A 16,459-nucleotide genomic window follows, 5' to 3' on the forward strand; every position below is an offset into this window, starting at 1 on the left:
TACCCCAGCACCGACGGGAAGGCTGCTTGCAACCGATGCGTTTACCATTGCCGGTTCCCCACTCCCCAACCCCGTTCGATGACCGACCACCGCACCCGTTTCCTGCAGCTGGCCCTGGGCGCCGATGCCCTGCGCTTTGGCGAATTCACGCTCAAGTCCGGGCGCGTCAGTCCGTACTTTTTCAATGCTGGGCGTTTCGATTCGGGCGCCAAGACCGCGCAGCTGGCGCAGTGCTATGCCGATGCGATCGATGCGGCCGGGGTGGAGTTCGATCTGCTGTTCGGGCCGGCCTACAAAGGCATTCCGTTGGCCACTGCACTGGCCTGCGCCTATGCCGGGCGCGCTCGCGACCTGCCGCTGGCCTTCAATCGCAAGGAGGCCAAGAACCATGGCGAAGGCGGCAGCCTGATCGGCGCACCGCTGGCCGGCCGCAAGGTATTGATCGTCGATGACGTGATTACCGCCGGCACCGCGATCCGCGAGGCGCTGGGCACCATCCGCGGCGCGGGCGGGATTCCGTCCGGGATCGTCGTGGCGCTGGACCGGCAAGAGATCGCCTCCGAACAGGATCTGCGCTCGGCGGCGCAGGCAGTGGCGGCCGAGGCCGGCATCCCGGTGATCGCAGTGGCCAACCTGGCCGACTTGCTTGCTTTTGCTGCAGGAAACGCTGATCTTGTGGGCTTCCGGGAGCCGCTGCTGGCCTATCGTGGCCGCTACGGTACCGACACCACAGACTGACGGCAGGCGACAGGGGGCTGCGATGATGCCGAGACACACCCGTTTGGCGTTACTCGCCGCCGTTGCGGCAGCCCTGGCCGCCGCGCCTGCCGTCGCGCAGGACAAGCCGGCCGCAAAAAAGCTGTACTGCTGGAACCAGAACGGAGCCCGGGTATGCAGCGATACGCTGCCGCCGGAGGCGGTCAATCAGGCGCGCGACGAATTCAACGCCAAGAGCGGCCTGCGCAGCGCCGAGGTGCAGCGCGCCATGAGCAGCGACGAGCGCGCCGCCGCCGCGGCCAGCGAGCAGCAACGCCAGGCCGATCTGGCCGCCGAGCAGATGCGCCAGCGCACCGACCAGGCGATGTTGATGTCCTATCGGAGCGAGGACGACCTGCGCCGGGTCTTCAACGAGCGCATCGCCATCGTCGACAACAACATCCACACCGCGCGCTTCAATGTGACCAGCCTGCGCGAAGGGCTGGCCAGCATGCTGCGCACCGCCGGCGACCGCGAACTGGCCGGCCAAGCGGTGGCCGACAAGCTGGCCGCCGACATCCAGCAGCGCCATCGCGAACTGATGGCGCAATTGCGCCTGCAGACCAGCTTCGAGCAACAACGGGTGGCGCTGGACGGCGAGATCGCCGACATCCTGCTGCGCTACCGGGCCATGTAAGGAGCCGCAAGCCGGCGCTTCGCCCACCGGCTGACTGGCGCAGCCGTCATTCCCGCTCGCCCGCTGCACTGCTGCCGGCGGCATTTCCCGATCCGCCGCCCTGCACGCATAATGGCCTGTCTTACTCCTTGCCCACGAGGCTCTCCCGCATGGCCCGGATCATCGCCATTGCCAACCAGAAAGGCGGCGTCGGCAAGACCACGACCGCAGTCAATCTGGCGGCCGGCCTGGCGCGCGCGTCCAAGCGTGTGTTGCTGGTGGATCTGGACTCGCAGGGCAACGCCACCATGGGCAGCGGCATCGACAAACGCGACGTTGCCGCCTCCACCTGCGATCTGCTGTTAGGCGAAAACACCGCTGCACAGATCCGGGTGACCGCGCCGGAAGGCTTCGACCTGCTACCGGGCAACATCGACCTGACTGCCGCCGAGATCCAGCTGATGGACCAGGCCGAGCGCGAACAGCGGCTCAAGCGCGCACTGGCGCCGATCCGCGACGAATACGACTTCATCCTGATCGACTGCCCGCCGGCGTTGTCGCTGCTGACGCTCAATGCATTGACCGCTGCCGATTCGATCATCGTGCCGATGCAGTGCGAGTACTACGCACTGGAAGGACTGACCGCACTGCTGGAAACGATCGAGGCGTTGCGCGCCGACCTCAATCCGGCGCTGGAAATCGAAGGCGTGCTGCGCACGATGTTCGACATCCGCAACAACCTGGCCAATGCGGTATCGGCGGAGCTGACCAAGCATTTCGGCGACAAAGTTTTCCGAACCATCGTGCCGCGCAATGTGCGTCTGGCCGAGGCGCCCAGCCATGGCCAGAGCATCGTCGGTTACGACCGCACCTCGCGTGGTGGCGTAGCGTACCTGGGGCTGGCCGGCGAGATCGTGCGCCGCCACAACGACCGCAACAAGGCCGTCCGGCCCGTGGAGACCGTCTGATGAGCAAGCCGATCCCCGCAAAGAAGCGCGGTCTGGGCCGTGGCCTGGAAGCGCTGTTGGGACCGAAGGGCGCAGCCGCTGCAGCGGCACCGAGCGCCGCCAGCGAAGATGCATTGCAGCCGGGCGACAGCTTACGCCAGTTGCCGGTGGCCCAGCTGCAGCCGGGCAGGTACCAGCCGCGTCGAGAGATGGACGAGGTCAAGCTGGCCGAGCTTGCCGAATCGATCAAGGCGCAGGGTGTGATCCAGCCGATCGTGGCGCGCGAGCTGGCGCCGGGGCAGTTCGAGATCGTGGCAGGCGAACGCCGCTGGCGCGCCTCGCAGCTGGCCGGTCTGACCGAAGTGCCGGTAGTGGTGCGCGAGCTGGACGACCGCACCGTCATCGCGATGGCGCTGATCGAGAACATCCAGCGCGAAGACCTCAATCCGCTGGAAGAAGCGCAGGCGCTGCAACGCTTGATCGACGAATTTTCGCTGACCCACGCCGAAGCCGCTGGCGCGGTGGGCCGTTCACGTGCGTCGGTGTCCAACCTGCTGCGGCTGCTGGAATTGCCGGTGGCGATCCGGGTACTGCTGGAAACCCGCCGTCTGGAAATGGGCCATGCGCGTGCGCTGCTCACCCTGGCGCCGGAACTGGCCAGCAAGCTGGCGCAGGAAGCGGCCGATCAAGGCTGGTCGGTGCGCGAGGTGGAACACCGCGCGCAGCAGTTCGCCGCCGGCAAGGTGCCCGGCTCGCTGCGCAAACTCAAGCCGGCAGCCGTCGCGCCGCAGGCCGATATCGTGTCGCTGGAAACCGAGCTATCCGAGTCGCTGGGCACCAAGGTGGTGTTCAATCACGGCCGCGGCGGCAAGGGCAAACTGGTGATCCACTATACCGACCTGGACACGCTGGACGGCGTGCTTGAACGTCTACGCATGCAGCGCAGTTGAGTTCTCTCCCCACGCACCAGGAGCATCCCCGGCAATGAATCCAGTCAAGGTCGATCGCAAGCACCTGCTGCATCTGACCGACTTGCCGAACGTCGGGCCGGCCTGCGAAAAGGATCTGCAGCGGATCGGCATCCGCGTCGCCGCGCAATTGCGCGGTCGCGATGCCTACGACATGTACGCACAGTTGTGCCTGCGCACCGGCGTGCTGCACGATCCCTGCGTGATCGACGTTTTCCTGTCGATCGTGCGGTTCATGGAAGGCGAGGCACCGCAGCCATGGTGGGCGTTCAGCAAGGAGCGCAAGGCACTGCTCGCCAGCGAAGCACCGCTCAGCCTGGGGTGAGTGCTTACCCTGATCAAGCGCTGCCATCAACAGGAGCGACCCAGGAGCAATGCAAACGACCACATCGACCTGGGCGGCAGCACGATAACGACGCGCGCGCAGGAACAAGGACTTCGAGCCGGCATACGGCAAAGCCTGCATTGAGCAGATCAGCGCGCATATCGAACAGCATCTGAGGCCAATGTCGAGCGTGTTGCATGACATCATTTCCGACGCCGTGCATCTCGATGCGATCCTGTGCATGAGCCTGGTGCCGCTCTACCCGGAGAAGATGGCGCTGAAGCTGAAGGACGGCAGCGACGCATGCTGGATCGCTTCGATGCCAAGGGATTGGAGACATCATTGCGCTCGATCGCGTCAACGTTGACAAAAAAAGCGCTTCGGGCTGTTCCAAGCGCCGCTTGCTTGCTCCCTTGCTTTTTGAAATCTCCAGGACCACTGCAATGACCATTCTCGTCACCGGCGCCGCCGGTTTCATTGGTGCCTACACCTGCCGCGCGCTGGCTGCACGTGGCGAATCGGTGGTGGGTCTGGACAACTACAACAGCTACTACGACCCGCAGCTCAAACGCGACCGCGTCGCGGCGTTGTGTCCGAACATCGATATCCGCACACTGGACCTGACCGATCGCGACGGCCTGGCCGCGTTGTTCGGCGAGGTCCAGCCCACCCGCGTGGTGCATCTGGCCGCACAGGCCGGAGTACGGTATTCGCTGGAAAATCCGTCCGCCTATGTCGACAGCAACCTGGTCGGCTTCGTCAACATGCTCGAGCTATGCCGGCATCGCGGCGTGCAGCATCTGGTGTATGCGTCGAGCAGTTCGGTCTATGGCGATTCGGCCACCCCACCTTTTTCCGAAGACCAGCGCGTGGATCAGCCGCGCTCGCTGTATGCGGCGACCAAGGCCGCCAACGAGCTGATGGGCCATACCTACGCGCAGTTATACAGCCTGTGCGCCACCGGGCTGCGCTTCTTCACCGTGTATGGCCCATGGGGCCGGCCGGACATGGCGCCGCTGATCTTCAGCCGCGCGGTGCTGGCGGGGCGCCCGATCGAGGTGTTCAACCACGGCAGGATGCAGCGCGATTTCACCTTCGTCGACGACATCGTGGCCGGTGTGCTCGGTGCGCTGGACACGCCCAGCAGCGAGCCGGTGCCGCACCGCATGTTCAACCTGGGCAACCACACCCCGGTGGAGTTGGAACATTTCATCGACGTGATCGCGCAGGCCGCAGGCCGCCCTGCCGAGAAGGTCTACCTGCCGATGCAGCCGGGCGACATGATCCGCACCATGGCCGACACCCAGCGCGCGCAGGCAGCATTCGGTTTCGACCCGGCCACCCCAGTCGAGCGCGGGTTGCCGCAGGTGGTGGCGTGGTGTCGGAACTATTTCGGCAATCGCGCTTAACCCACCATCGAAACGGCTGCGCAGCCGTCAAGCGATCGTGCGGCTCTGTTTGGCATTGGCAGGTGGTGCTTGATCATTGCGGTTTTCTGCGCACTGTCCGCACCCGCCCGACCGCGGCTCGCGAGGTCTTGGCTGGCTTGCTCGCAGTCCGTAATTCGACGCGCTCCTACACGCTACACGCCGCTTTCCACTCGCTCCAACGCACATAACGCACATAACGCACTTTCGCTTCATGCCTGACTCAGACAGTCAGGGCACAATGCGCGATCTTTTTCGCTCAGCCTTCATCCGGCCACTACGAATCCATGAGCCAACCTCAGCTTTCCGTCGTCGTCCCGGTGTTCAATGAGCGCGACAACGTCGCTGCGCTGGTCGGCGAAATCGTTACCACATTGCGCGGATTGATGGCCTTTGAAATCGTCTATGTCGACGACCATTCGCGCGACGACACGCTAACGGTGCTGCAAGGCCTGAAAACCATCACGCCGGAACTGCGCGTACTGCATCACGTGACCCAGAGTGGGCAGAGTACGGCGGTGCGCAGCGGGGTCAAGGCCGCACGCGCAAGCTGGATCACCACGCTCGATGGCGACGGCCAGAACGATCCGGCAGATATCCCCACGCTGCTGACCGCGCGTGCCAGCGCCGATGCGCAGGTCAAGCTGTTCGCCGGCTGGCGGGTCAACCGCCAGGACTCCGGCTCCAAGCGCTGGGCCAGCAAGTGGGCCAACGCCATCCGCTCGCGCATGCTGCACGACAACACCCCCGACACCGGCTGCGGCATCAAGCTGTTCGAGCGCGAGGCGTTTTTGGACCTTCCCTACTTCGACCATATGCACCGCTACCTCCCCGCGCTGATGCAGCGCGCCGGTTGGCGCACCGTGAGCGTGCCGGTGAATCACCGCCACCGCACCGCCGGCGTGTCCAAATACAACAACCTCAATCGCGCCTTGGTCGGCATTCGCGACCTGCGCGGCGTGGCGTGGTTGATCACCCGCAGCAAGCGCACCGTCGTGCAGGAACGCTGATGGAACTGCATTGGCTGGATCAACCGCTGACTTGGCTGTTCTGGACAGGGCTGCACGTCACCGGATGGAAGCTGATCGGCTATGCGGGCGCGCTGATGTTCGGCGGCCGCTGGCTGGTGCAGTTCGTCGCCTCCAAGCGCGCCGGCAAACCGGTGATCCCGCGCATGTTCTGGTACATGAGCGTAGTCGGCAGTCTGATGACGCTGAGCTACTTCGTGTTCTCGGCAAAGCAGGATTCGGTGGGTGTGCTGCAGAACCTGTTCCCGGCGTTTACTGCGTTTTACAGCCTGTATCTGGATGTGAAGCATCGCGGTTGGATGCGGGATCGGGCGATGCATTGAGCGGGGATTGGGAATTGGGGATTGGCGTGTTCGGGGTTCCAATTCTCCCGCCTTTTGACGTGAGACTGGCTGTGTAAGCGACGCTGATGCATCACGATGTATTAGCTCCGCTCTGCGGTGCACCAGGCGGACCGCTCGATGTCTGACATTCGAAACGTTTCTTCGTACATCGCGACGCGATGCTGACCGACCTGATGTAACGCGTGTGGCCGATGCCGCAATTGCCTGGCCATCGGCACGCTAGGGCCATGTCCAGCGCATTGCCCCATCGTCCCTTGTCCATGCCGGCGCCCATCGCAGCGCACTGGTATCTGCGTCTGCACACGCATCAGCAGGTGCCGCTGTTTTCAGACTGGCGTTGCGCGCGGGCGGCAGCATCCAGCCTGGCGGCGGCCAGTCATTGGCGCGGAGCGCAGTTGCTGTGTTGGGTGTTGTTGCCGGACAGTTGGTGCGCCTTGCTGCAGGCGCCGGGCAGGGCTGCGCTGCTGCAGATGGCGACGGCGGCACGACAGGCCGCTAACGAGGCGGTCAATCGCGCACGCGGACGTGGCGGAACGGTGTGGCAGCCGGAAATGGAGGCAACAGCGCTTGCGCTGCATGCCGATCACAGGCAGTTCGCGCGTTCGCTGGTCGCACTGCCATTGCGCGCAGGATTGGCCGATCGGATCGGCGCCTATCCGTATTGGGACGCGGTCTGGTTGCTGCACGATGACGGTGGAGCCGCAGGCGCGATACCTGCGCCAGGTGATCGGCCATGTATGGCAGGTTTGAGCGGCAGCTGATGGTCACCGTCACCGCAGCAGGCTCGAATAGCGCGGAATCGGCAAATGCACCCAGCCTGCTCTGCCTCGCTCCAGGCAGAGCAGTCGTTCGCCATCCGGCAATCAAAACGTCAGCGGATGCTCGGGCAACAACGCCTGCAATTGGCTACGGAACAATGCGCGAATCCGCTGCAATGCAGCCTCGGTGTCGGCTTCGAAACGCAGCACCAGAATCGGCGTGGTGTTGGACGCGCGTACCAGGCCCCAACCGTCGGCGAAATCCGCGCGCAACCCGTCAATCGTCGACAAGCGCGCCGACTCGAACGGTGATTCTTCGCCGGCCTCGGCTCGTTCGACAAAGCGCGCCACCAGCGCGTGCGCATCGCCGTCCACCGGCACCTTGATCTCCGGGGCAGATACACTTTCGGGCAGTGCGTCCAGCACCTCGGAGGGGGTTTGCTCGCGCTGCGCCAGGATTTCCAGCAAACGTGCGGCCGCGTAGATACCATCGTCGAAGCCGTACCAGCGTTCCTTGAAGAAGAAGTGCCCGCTCATCTCGCCCGCCAGTTCGGCATCGGTCTGGCGCATCTTGGATTTGATCAACGAATGCCCGGTCTTCCACATCAACGGGCTGCCGCCGTTGCGCAGCACGTAGTCGTACAACTTGCCGGTGCACTTCACGTCGTAGATCACCAACGCGCCGGGATTGCGTTGCAGCACATCGGCAGCGAACAACATCAGCAGACGGTCCGGAAACACGATGGCACCTTCCCTGGTGACCACGCCCAGACGGTCGGCATCGCCATCGAAGGCCACGCCGATATCGGCATCGAACCGCTTCACCATCTTCACCAGATCGTCGAGGTTGTGCGGCTCGCTTGGGTCGGGGTGGTGGTTGGGGAACGTGCCATCGATCTCGCAGTACAGCGGGACGACCTCGGCACCGATCGCTTCCAGCAGACGCGGCGCGATATCGCCGCCCGCGCCATTGCCGGCATCCACCACGACCTTGATCGGGCGGTCCAGCGATACGTCGCCGACGATGCGCTGGATGTAGGCATCGCTGATGTCGCGCTGTTCCAGTTCGCCGGGCGTGGCGGCGGTGTGCAACCGACCTTCGTTGATGCGCTGGTGCAGTTCGGTGATCTCCGCACCCGACAGGGTCTCGCCGCCGATGACAATCTTGAAGCCGTTGTAGTCGGGCGGATTGTGGCTGCCGGTAACCGCCACGCAGCTGCCGGCGTGCAGTTCGTAGGCGCCGAAATACACCACCGGGGTGGGCGCCAGACCGATGTCGATCACCTTGCAGCCGGCGCGGCGCAGGCCTTCGATCAACCCATTGGCAAGCTCCGCACCCGACAGACGCCCGTCGCGACCGACCACCACATCGCCCAAGCCCTGCGCTTGCATCACGCTGCCGATGGATTGGCCGATCAACGCAGCAATGCCGGGATTGAGGTCTTTGCCGACCACGCCGCGGATGTCGTAGGCGCGAAACATCTCGGTGGCGATCTGCACGGGTGGCACCAGTGCCGGTGCTGCTGGCAGTGCGCGCTCCTCGTCCAGCGCGGGCGCCTCGCTGGCGAGGCTGGCATCGTACTGCAGGCTTTGACTGAATGTGGGCTCGTCGGCGGTCGAGTCGCCGGCAACGCGGCGGCGCGGCAGGGCAACACGGCCACGGCTGACCAGCACCAGCAAGACGGCGATGCTCAGCAGCAACGCGGCCACGATGGCGCAGCCGAGCGCGCCAAGCCCCAGCGGGCCGTTGTGGCTTTGCGGTACGGCAGCAGCGACGCGCAGGCCACTGGTGCCCAATGGTTTGGCCAGCGTTTCGGCGGCATCGGCCAATGCGGCATTGCCTTGCTGGGCCACGTTGTAGCTGCCCTGGCGCAGTGCCAGATAGGCGCTCCCGGGCACCGCAATCGCATCCAGCGGGCCGGTCAGGCGCAACAACGGAAGGCGCGCATAGGCCACCGCCGGTTGCGCGCCCAGGCGTACCGCTGCCGCCACACCGAGACGTACCTGCTTGGCGTCGCGCACCACGTGTACCTGCGCGCGTTCGGCGACCAGTGCCGACTCGAGCAGGCTCAGCCGCGCATAGCCGAAGTCCTTGGGATTGTCATAAGCGGCGGTGAGATGGCCCGGCAGCACCTGCACGTCCTCGGCGCCCTTGAAGCGCTCGCGGATGGCCGAGGCGGCAGCCAGTGCGTCGCCATTGGCCAATGCGGCAATGACCGGCGGCTGCTTGAGCACAGCGTCGAGCTGGCTGGCCTGTCTGGCCATCGCCTGGCTGACCTCCTGCACGGCGCGGTCGCGCGCCTTCTCCAGATTTTGCGCAACCGCTTCTTCGCGCCATTGCGCATAGCTGTTCCAGCCGAACCAAGCGGCAAACAACAACAGGCCCCCCAACACCGGACCACTCGTATGCACACTGGACATCGACTGCCTGCGCCCGTTCGCCTTGCTCATGTGACTCCCCCGTCAGCGCACGCCGGTGTGGCCGAACCCACCCGCTCCCCGCGCGCTGTCGAGGAAAGTATCCACCACTTGCAAGCCCACGCGCACGATCGGCAGGATCACTAGCTGTGCAATGCGATCGCCCGGCTCGATGGTGAAGGCGGCGCGGCCGCGATTCCAGGTGCTGATCAACAGCGGGCCCTGGTAATCGGCATCGATCAGGCCGGTGCCGTTGCCGAGCACGATGCCGTGGCGATGGCCCAGGCCGGAGCGCGGCAGGATCACCGCGCACACCTGCGGATCGGACAAATGAATCGCGATGCCGCTGGGAATCAGGGCGGCATCGCCAGGCTCCAGCGTCATCGGCGCTTCCAGCGCGGCGCGCAGGTCCATGCCGGCGCTGCATTCGGTGGCGTAGGCCGGTAGCGGCCACAGGTCACCGAAGCGTGGGTCGAGCAACTTCACCTGCAAGGACCGGGTTGAGGTGCTCATGCCTGCAATCTCTCTGCGATCAGGGCCAGCAGTTGATCGGCCAATGCGGTCTTGCTGCTACTGGGGAACGTGCACTGGCCACCCTGCCAATACGCAGTCGCAGCGTTGTTGTCGCTTTCGAAGCCGCCGCCTTCGATCCCCACTTGGTTGGCGATGATCAGATCCAGCCGCTTGGCCACCAGCTTGCTACGTGCATAGTGCTCCACATCGTGCGTTTCGGCGGCAAAACCGACCACCAGTTTCAGCGCGCCGGTCTGCGAAGCGACCTCCGAAAGAATGTCCGGGGTGCGCACCAGTTCCAGGGTCAGCGTCTGGCCGGTCTTCTTGATCTTCTGCGCGACCACCCGCTTGGGAGTGTAGTCGGCCACTGCAGCAGCACCGATGTAGATGTCGGCCGGGAACGCGCCCAGCACCGCATCGTGCATCTGCGCGGCCGAGCGCACATCGATCCGCTGCACGCCTGCCGGGGTGGTTTGATGCACCGGCCCGCTGACCAGCACCACATCGGCGCCCTGGCGCGCAGCGGCGGCGGCCAGCGCGTAGCCCATCTTGCCGCTGCTGCGGTTGCCCATGTAGCGCACCGGGTCCAGGTCTTCGAAGGTGGGGCCGGCGCTGATCACGATGCGCAAGCCATCCAACTGCGCGCTGCTGGGCACGAAGGCCCGCGCAGTTGCGCTCTTGGGGCCGACCTGCGCAACGCTGCCGCTAGCAGCACCGACGGCCAGGGCGGCAATGATCGCCGCCGGCTCGGCCAGTCGGCCAGGACCGGATTCGCCTTCGGCCAGCGGGCCATCGTCCGGGCCGACCACGCGCACGCCGCGTGCGGACAGGGTCGCCACATTCGCCTGCGTGGCCGGATGCAGCCACATGCGGTGGTTCATCGCCGGGGCCACGGTCAGCGGCGCGGTGGTGGCCAGGCATAGCGTGGTGACCAGATCGTCGGCCAGGCCATGCGCCAGACGCGCCAGCAGGTCGGCGGTGGCCGGAGCGAGGATCACCTGATCGGCCCAGCGGGCCAGTTCGATATGCCCCATCGCCTGCTCGGCGGCGCTGTCCCACAGCGTGGTGCGGGTGGGTTGCCCGGACAGTGCCTGGAAGCTGAGCGGGGTGACGAACTGTTGTGCGCCGCTGGTCATGGCGACCTGCACCTGCGCACCGGCGTCGCGCAGGCGACGGACCAGTTCGAGCGATTTGTAAGCGGCGATGCCTCCGCCGACGCACAGCAGCAAGCGCTGTCCGTCCAGGGGGCGGGCCTGAGTGGAGCCGATCACGTCGGAGTCGTCCTACGATTGCAAGGACAACTAGATTAGCCGATGCCCCCGCTTGGCCTGATAGGCGTCGAGGATGAGGACCGGCAATCTCGCCATATGCATATTCACGACTGGCCCACCCACGAACGCCCGCGCGAGAAACTTCTGGCGCGCGGGGCCGCTGCTTTGTCCGATGCCGAGCTGTTGGCGATCTTTGTCGGCTCGGGCCTGCGCGGCCAGGACGCCGTGCAGACCGCGCGCGATCTGCTGCATCGCCACGGCCCGCTGCGCTTGCTGCTGGATCGCCCGGCCTCGGCCTTGGTGCGTCTGCCGGGCCTGGGGCCGGCCTCGGCGTGCAAGCTCAACGCGGCGATGGAACTGGCCAATCGCCATCTGATGAGCGATCTGGAACGCGGCGAGGTGCTCAGCGACCCGTCCAGCGTGGGCCGCTATTTCTCGCAGCAGCTGCGCGCACGTGCCTACGAAGTGTTCGCGGTGCTATTCCTGGACAACCGCCATCGCGCAATCGCCTTCGAAGAACTGTTCACCGGCACCATTGATGGCGCCGACATCCATCCACGCGAAGTGGTGCGGCGGGCGCTCCTGCACAACGCGGCAGCAGTGATCGTCGGGCACAACCATCCGTCCGGCAATCCGGAGCCGTCCGAGGCAGACCGCGCGGTCACCCACCGCCTGCTGCAGGGGCTGGACCTGGTGGATATCCGCCTGCTCGACCACTTCGTGATCGGCGATGGCCGCCCGGTGTCGCTGGCCGAGCGCGGCTGGCTAGAATGACGGCCTCGTGCTGACCTGAACCATCGGCCGGACCCCGGCGCGCGCGGTCGGGTAAAATCGATGGTTTGATTCCAAGCAGATCTCACGTGAAATCCCAACTCCGCGCACTGATCGGCCAAGGCATTGAAGCCTTGCGCGCCGACGGCACTTTACCTGCCGGCACCCTGCCGCCGGATTTCGTGGTCGAGCGACCCAAGACGCGCGAGCACGGCGACTTCGCTACCAACGCGGCAATGCTGCTGGCCAAGCCGGCGCGCAGCAACCCGCGCGCATTCGCTCAGGCGCTGGTAGCCGCATTGCCGGCCAGCGACGACGTGGCCAAGGTAGAAATCGCCGGCCCGGGCTTCATCAATTTCCATCTGGCCACGACCGCGTATCAGCGCGAAGTGGCGCATGTGATCAAGCAGGGTCGCAACTACGGTCGCGGGTTGGCCGGCAACGGACGCTCGGTGGGTGTGGAATACGTCTCGGCCAATCCGACCGGCCCGCTGCATGTTGGCCACGGCCGTGCAGCGGCGATCGGCGACAGCTTGGCGCGCGTGCTAGATGCCAACGGTTGGAACGTCAAGCGCGAGTTCTATTACAACGATGCCGGCGTGCAGATCGAGAATCTGGCGTTGTCGGTGCAGGCACGCGCGCAGGGGCTCACCCCCGACAGCGCCGGCTGGCCGGAGAATGGCTACCGCGGCGACTACATCGCCGATGTGGCCAACGCTTATCTGGCCGGCGACAGCGTCGACCTGGAAGGCCATCTGGTCGCTGGCACCCGGGATCCGGCAGACCTGGAATCGATCCGCCGCTTCGCCGTGGCCTATCTGCGCAACGAGCAAAACCAGGACCTGGCTGCGTTCCGCGTCGATTTCGATCTCTATTTCCTCGAAAGTTCGTTGTACAAGGACGGCAAGGTCGAGGAGGCCGTGCAAAAGCTGATCGACTCCGGCCATACCTACGAGGAAGGCGGCGCGTTGTGGTTGAAGTCCACCGACTTCGGCGACGACAAGGACCGCGTGATGCGCAAGTCCGACGGCACCTACACCTACTTCGTGCCGGACGTGGCCTATCACCTGACCAAGTGGCAGCGCGGCTATGAGCGCGCCATCACCGAACTGGGCGCCGACCACCACGGTTCGCTGACGCGCGTGCGCGCCGGCCTACAGGCGATGGAGCTGGGCATCCCACAGGGCTGGCCGGAGTACGTACTGCACCAGATGGTCACAGTGATGCGCGGCGGCGAGGAAGTGAAACTGTCCAAGCGTGCCGGTAGCTACGTCACCTTGCGCGATCTGATCGAAGAAACCAGTGCCGATGCGGTGCGCTGGTTCCTGATCGCGCGCAAGCCCGATTCGCAGCTCACCTTCGATATCGATCTGGCCCGTGCGCAGAGCAACGACAACCCGGTGTTCTACGTGCAGTACGCGCATGCGCGCGTGTGCAGCGTGCTGCGTCAGGCGCAGGAAAAGGGCTACAAGTACGACCAGGCCAATGGTTTGGCCGAGCTCGCACGCCTGGACGAGGAGCATTCGCTCAACGTGATGCTGGAGCTGTCGCGCTACCCGGAAGTGGTCGAAATCGCAGGTCAAGCGCTGGAGCCGTACCAGATCGCGCAGTACCTGCGTGAATTGGCGCATGCCTTCCACACGTGGTATCACAACACCAAACTGCTGGTGGACGATCCCGCAGAGCGCGACGCCAAGCTCACTCTCGCCGTCGCCACGCAACAGGTGCTCTTAAACGGCCTGGAATTGCTCGGCGTCAGCGCTCCGGAAAAGATGTAAGCGTCATTAACAGCACAGCGTCGGCAGTCGTCCGCCAGGCGTAGATGGCGCGCTCGGACTGCACTCGTCGGGCGGTGCGCAATGCAGGCCGCCCGACGACCGGCCGCGGCTGCCGGGTGGCTGCGCAATCCTTTCGACAGCCGCTCCAAGTCCGGGCCACATGGCCCGCAACGACATGATTTCGGAGAAGTGGTAGATGGCAGCACGACGTGGTAAGAGTCAGGCACGACGCAACACCAGCAATGGCACCCCTGGTTGGGTCTGGTTGGTGGCGGGCGCTGCGATTGCGGCAGTGATTTTCCTGGCCGCACCCAACCTGTTCAAAAAGGACGGCGACGGCTTCCTGCGCATGGGCCCGCGCGCAAACCCCGATGCGCAGCCCGAGCCGGTGGCCGATGCCGATGTGGATACGCCAGCCGAGCTGCCCAAGCCCAGAGCGCAGCCGTCCAAGCAGCAAGTCAAGCCCGGCAATGCGCAGACCCAGTACGACTTCTACACCTTGCTGCCCGGTAAGGAAGTGCAGATGTCCGATGCCGAACTGGCCGCCAGCGCGCGTGCCGAGGAAGCAGCGCGTGCGCGTGCGGCATTGGAAGGCAAGCCGGTCGCGCCCGCACACGGTGCCAGCGGGGCTGCGGCCACGCCTGCCGCCGGCGTGCCGGTGCCGTTGAACGAAACCCTAGCCAACGCGCCCAAGCCGTTGACGGAAACCGTACCAGCCCGCCCGGCCGCAACACCGGCACCGTCCAGCACTGCAGCACTCACACCGCCAGCGGCCGCAACACCAAGGCCAGCTGTGGCTGCGACCACTGCAGCGAATGCCGCACCAGCGATGGCAGACAACAGCCGCTACATCCTGCAAGCCGGCGCGTTTGGCGCTTCCGGCGATGCCGAGTCGACCAAGGCCAAGCTGGCGATGATGGGCCTGGCGGCGCGCGTGGAATCGGCCGAAATCAGCGGCAGGACGGTTTACCGCGTGCGCATGGGGCCGTATGGCAGTGCTGGCGAACTTGCCGCGGCCAAGCAAAAACTGACCGGCAACGGGCTGCCCGCCATCGCCATCAAGGCGCAATAACTGAAAGTGATGCATCGCGGCGCCGGCCTGTTGCTGTGGTGGGGACTGATCGGGGCGGCGAACGCCACCGAGCAGATCCCCGACCGCATCCAGATCGACTGGCAAGACACGGCGCTGTCGGCCGAGCCGTTATCGTCGGTGCGATGACCAGGCAACTTGGCAACGTTTGGTTACGCAGGCGCTAGGCAGTTGCACTGCCAACTGAGGCGGCCATCAAGCTTGTTGGCGTGTGCAAAAGGCGCAATTGCTGCTGGATCGCATCGTCATCGGCGCCTGCAACACGGCGCCGCCGGCGACACCGCACCCGCCGCAGCGCCCTATCGGCGCTTGCACGTGCAACACAGCGGCGTGGTGACACATGAGCCGCTCAGTGAAGCCATGCTGCGCGCAGATCGCGCCCAAGCGCATGCCCGGCGCTATCACCACACCCTGATCGCTTCGCCTGATCCCCATCGTTCGCAGGAGTTGTTCCCATGTCCAAGACTGTTCTGATCACCGGTGCCACCTCTGGATTCGGCAGCGCCGCCGTGCGCCGTTTTGCTGCCGCCGGCTGGAAGGTCACCGCCACCGGTCGCCGCGCCGAGCGCCTGGATGCGCTGGCCGCTGAACTGCCCGCAGGCCAGGTGCACACCGCCGCCTTCGACATGCGCGATGCGCAGGCCTTGTCGGCAGCGATCGACGCACTGCCAGCCGCGTTCGCCGACGTCGACGTGCTGGTCAACAATGCCGGCCTGGCGCTGGGCACCGCGCCCGCGCAGCAAGCCGACCTGGCGCAGTGGCAGCAGATGATCGACACCAACGTCACCGCGCTGGTCACCCTTACCCACCGCCTGTTACCCGCGCTGATCGAACGCCGTGGCGCGATCATCAACATCGCCTCGGTGGCAGCGACCTATCCGTACACCGGCGGCAATGTCTACGGAGGCACCAAGGCATTCGTGCAACAGTTTTCGCTGGGCTTGCGCGCGGATCTGCACGGCACCGGCGTGCGCGTGACCTCGATCGAACCGGGCATGGCCGAAACCGAATTCACCCTGGTGCGCACCGGCGGCAACCAGACCGCCTCCGACACGCTGTACCGCGGTGCCACCCCGATGACTGCCGAAGACATCGCCGAGCAGATCTTCTACGTTGCCAGCCTGCCGGCGCATCTGAATATCAATCGGCTGGAAATCATGCCGGTGACGCAATCGTTTGCCGGCTTTCAGGTAGCCCGCGACGCGCAGTAATGGTGGCCGATGCAGGCAGTGCATGTGTCGCGATGTGATGTTGTGGCGTTCGAGTGCGTGGGCCAATCGCCACACGTCGAGAGATGGCGAAAACGGACGCTCCGGCGCGTAATGCATGCGGGCGAGGTGTGCCAGGGAAGCCTGATCGTGCCGCATGGCAACGACACGTGTGGCTTTCCAGCCGATCGCATACTCAGGTGGATGAGTTCTGCCGATTGTCGCGGCGACGCGGCCACAC

17 protein-coding genes and 1 pseudogene are annotated in these 16,459 nt (G+C 65.3%); 15 read left to right on the forward strand and 3 right to left on the reverse strand.

Features of this window, described 5'->3' with window-relative positions:
• Positions 1-78 precede the first annotated feature (78 nt).
• From pyrE to J5I97_RS17555, 10 genes and pseudogenes are all read left to right on the forward strand, one after another.
• A complete protein-coding gene (gene pyrE, locus J5I97_RS17510; RefSeq protein ID WP_208587883.1) occupies positions 79-738 on the forward strand; it encodes an orotate phosphoribosyltransferase in 660 nt (219 codons plus the stop codon).
• Between the two features lie 43 nt (positions 739-781).
• A pseudogene (locus J5I97_RS17515) lies at positions 782-1,427 on the forward strand (hypothetical protein).
• 115 nt (positions 1,428-1,542) lie between these two features.
• Positions 1,543-2,340: a ParA family protein gene (locus J5I97_RS17520; RefSeq protein WP_208587884.1), complete on the forward strand. Its 798-nt coding sequence runs from the start codon at positions 1,543-1,545 to the stop codon at positions 2,338-2,340.
• A complete protein-coding gene (locus J5I97_RS17525; RefSeq protein ID WP_208587886.1) occupies positions 2,340-3,269 on the forward strand; it encodes a ParB/RepB/Spo0J family partition protein in 930 nt (309 codons plus the stop codon). Before J5I97_RS17520 ends, J5I97_RS17525 begins: the two co-directional genes overlap by 1 nt.
• A 34-nt stretch (positions 3,270-3,303) precedes the next feature.
• Positions 3,304-3,612, forward strand: coding sequence for a helix-hairpin-helix domain-containing protein (locus J5I97_RS17530; RefSeq protein ID WP_208587887.1), 309 nt, complete (start codon positions 3,304-3,306; stop codon positions 3,610-3,612).
• Positions 3,613-3,793: 181 nt separating this feature from the next.
• Positions 3,794-3,979, forward strand: coding sequence for a hypothetical protein (locus J5I97_RS17535; RefSeq protein WP_208587888.1), 186 nt, complete (start codon positions 3,794-3,796; stop codon positions 3,977-3,979).
• Between the two features lie 76 nt (positions 3,980-4,055).
• The gene (locus J5I97_RS17540) at positions 4,056-5,021 is read left to right on the forward strand and encodes an SDR family NAD(P)-dependent oxidoreductase (protein ID WP_208587889.1); all 966 of its coding nucleotides are present in this window, start codon (positions 4,056-4,058) and stop codon (positions 5,019-5,021) included.
• A 305-nt stretch (positions 5,022-5,326) separates the two neighbouring features.
• A complete protein-coding gene (locus J5I97_RS17545) occupies positions 5,327-6,049 on the forward strand; it encodes a glycosyltransferase family 2 protein (RefSeq protein ID WP_208587890.1) in 723 nt (240 codons plus the stop codon).
• On the forward strand, positions 6,049-6,390 hold the full coding sequence (locus J5I97_RS17550; protein WP_002808434.1) for a lipid-A-disaccharide synthase N-terminal domain-containing protein: 342 nt from the start codon (positions 6,049-6,051) through the stop codon (positions 6,388-6,390). Before J5I97_RS17545 ends, J5I97_RS17550 begins: the two co-directional genes overlap by 1 nt.
• Before the next feature lie 212 nt (positions 6,391-6,602).
• Positions 6,603-7,172 (forward strand): hypothetical protein, encoded by a 570-nt coding sequence (locus J5I97_RS17555; RefSeq protein WP_371885817.1) that lies wholly within the window; start codon positions 6,603-6,605, stop codon positions 7,170-7,172.
• A 102-nt stretch (positions 7,173-7,274) separates the two neighbouring features.
• On the opposite strand, the gene J5I97_RS17560 is transcribed toward J5I97_RS17555, so the two are convergent.
• Genes J5I97_RS17560 through coaBC form a run of 3 tightly spaced genes read right to left on the reverse strand, consistent with a single transcriptional unit; the run spans position 7,275 to position 11,371 of the window.
• Positions 7,275-9,620 (reverse strand): phosphomannomutase/phosphoglucomutase, encoded by a 2,346-nt coding sequence (locus tag J5I97_RS17560; RefSeq protein WP_208587892.1) that lies wholly within the window; start codon positions 9,618-9,620, stop codon positions 7,275-7,277.
• A gap of 12 nt (positions 9,621-9,632) precedes the next feature.
• Positions 9,633-10,100 carry a dUTP diphosphatase gene (gene dut, locus J5I97_RS17565; RefSeq protein WP_208587893.1) on the reverse strand — a complete coding sequence of 156 codons (468 nt, stop codon included), beginning with the start codon at positions 10,098-10,100 and terminating at the stop codon, positions 9,633-9,635.
• Entirely contained in the window at positions 10,097-11,371 is a 1,275-nt protein-coding gene (coaBC, locus tag J5I97_RS17570) for a bifunctional phosphopantothenoylcysteine decarboxylase/phosphopantothenate--cysteine ligase CoaBC (RefSeq protein WP_208587895.1), read from the reverse strand. Before coaBC ends, dut begins: the two co-directional genes overlap by 4 nt.
• A 96-nt stretch (positions 11,372-11,467) precedes the next feature.
• Between coaBC and radC the strand changes: the two genes are divergently transcribed.
• The 5 genes from radC to J5I97_RS17595 all read left to right on the forward strand — a co-directional run bounded on the left by radC (position 11,468) and on the right by J5I97_RS17595 (position 16,221).
• Positions 11,468-12,145, forward strand: coding sequence for a RadC family protein (gene radC, locus J5I97_RS17575; protein WP_002808439.1), 678 nt, complete (start codon positions 11,468-11,470; stop codon positions 12,143-12,145).
• Positions 12,146-12,231: 86 nt separating this feature from the next.
• On the forward strand, positions 12,232-13,920 hold the full coding sequence (argS, locus tag J5I97_RS17580) for an arginine--tRNA ligase (protein WP_208587897.1): 1,689 nt from the start codon (positions 12,232-12,234) through the stop codon (positions 13,918-13,920).
• Between the two features lie 196 nt (positions 13,921-14,116).
• Entirely contained in the window at positions 14,117-14,992 is an 876-nt protein-coding gene (locus J5I97_RS17585) for an SPOR domain-containing protein (RefSeq protein WP_208587899.1), read from the forward strand.
• 9 nt (positions 14,993-15,001) lie between these two features.
• Positions 15,002-15,139, forward strand: a complete 138-nt coding sequence (locus J5I97_RS20700; RefSeq protein WP_371885818.1) for a hypothetical protein — start codon at positions 15,002-15,004, stop codon at positions 15,137-15,139.
• A gap of 326 nt (positions 15,140-15,465) precedes the next feature.
• On the forward strand, positions 15,466-16,221 hold the full coding sequence (locus J5I97_RS17595) for an SDR family NAD(P)-dependent oxidoreductase (RefSeq protein WP_208587900.1): 756 nt from the start codon (positions 15,466-15,468) through the stop codon (positions 16,219-16,221).
• Positions 16,222-16,459 lie beyond the last annotated feature (238 nt).

This window comes from Xanthomonas fragariae (assembly GCF_017603965.1).
Taxonomy (GTDB): Bacteria; Pseudomonadota; Gammaproteobacteria; order Xanthomonadales; family Xanthomonadaceae; genus Xanthomonas; species Xanthomonas fragariae_A.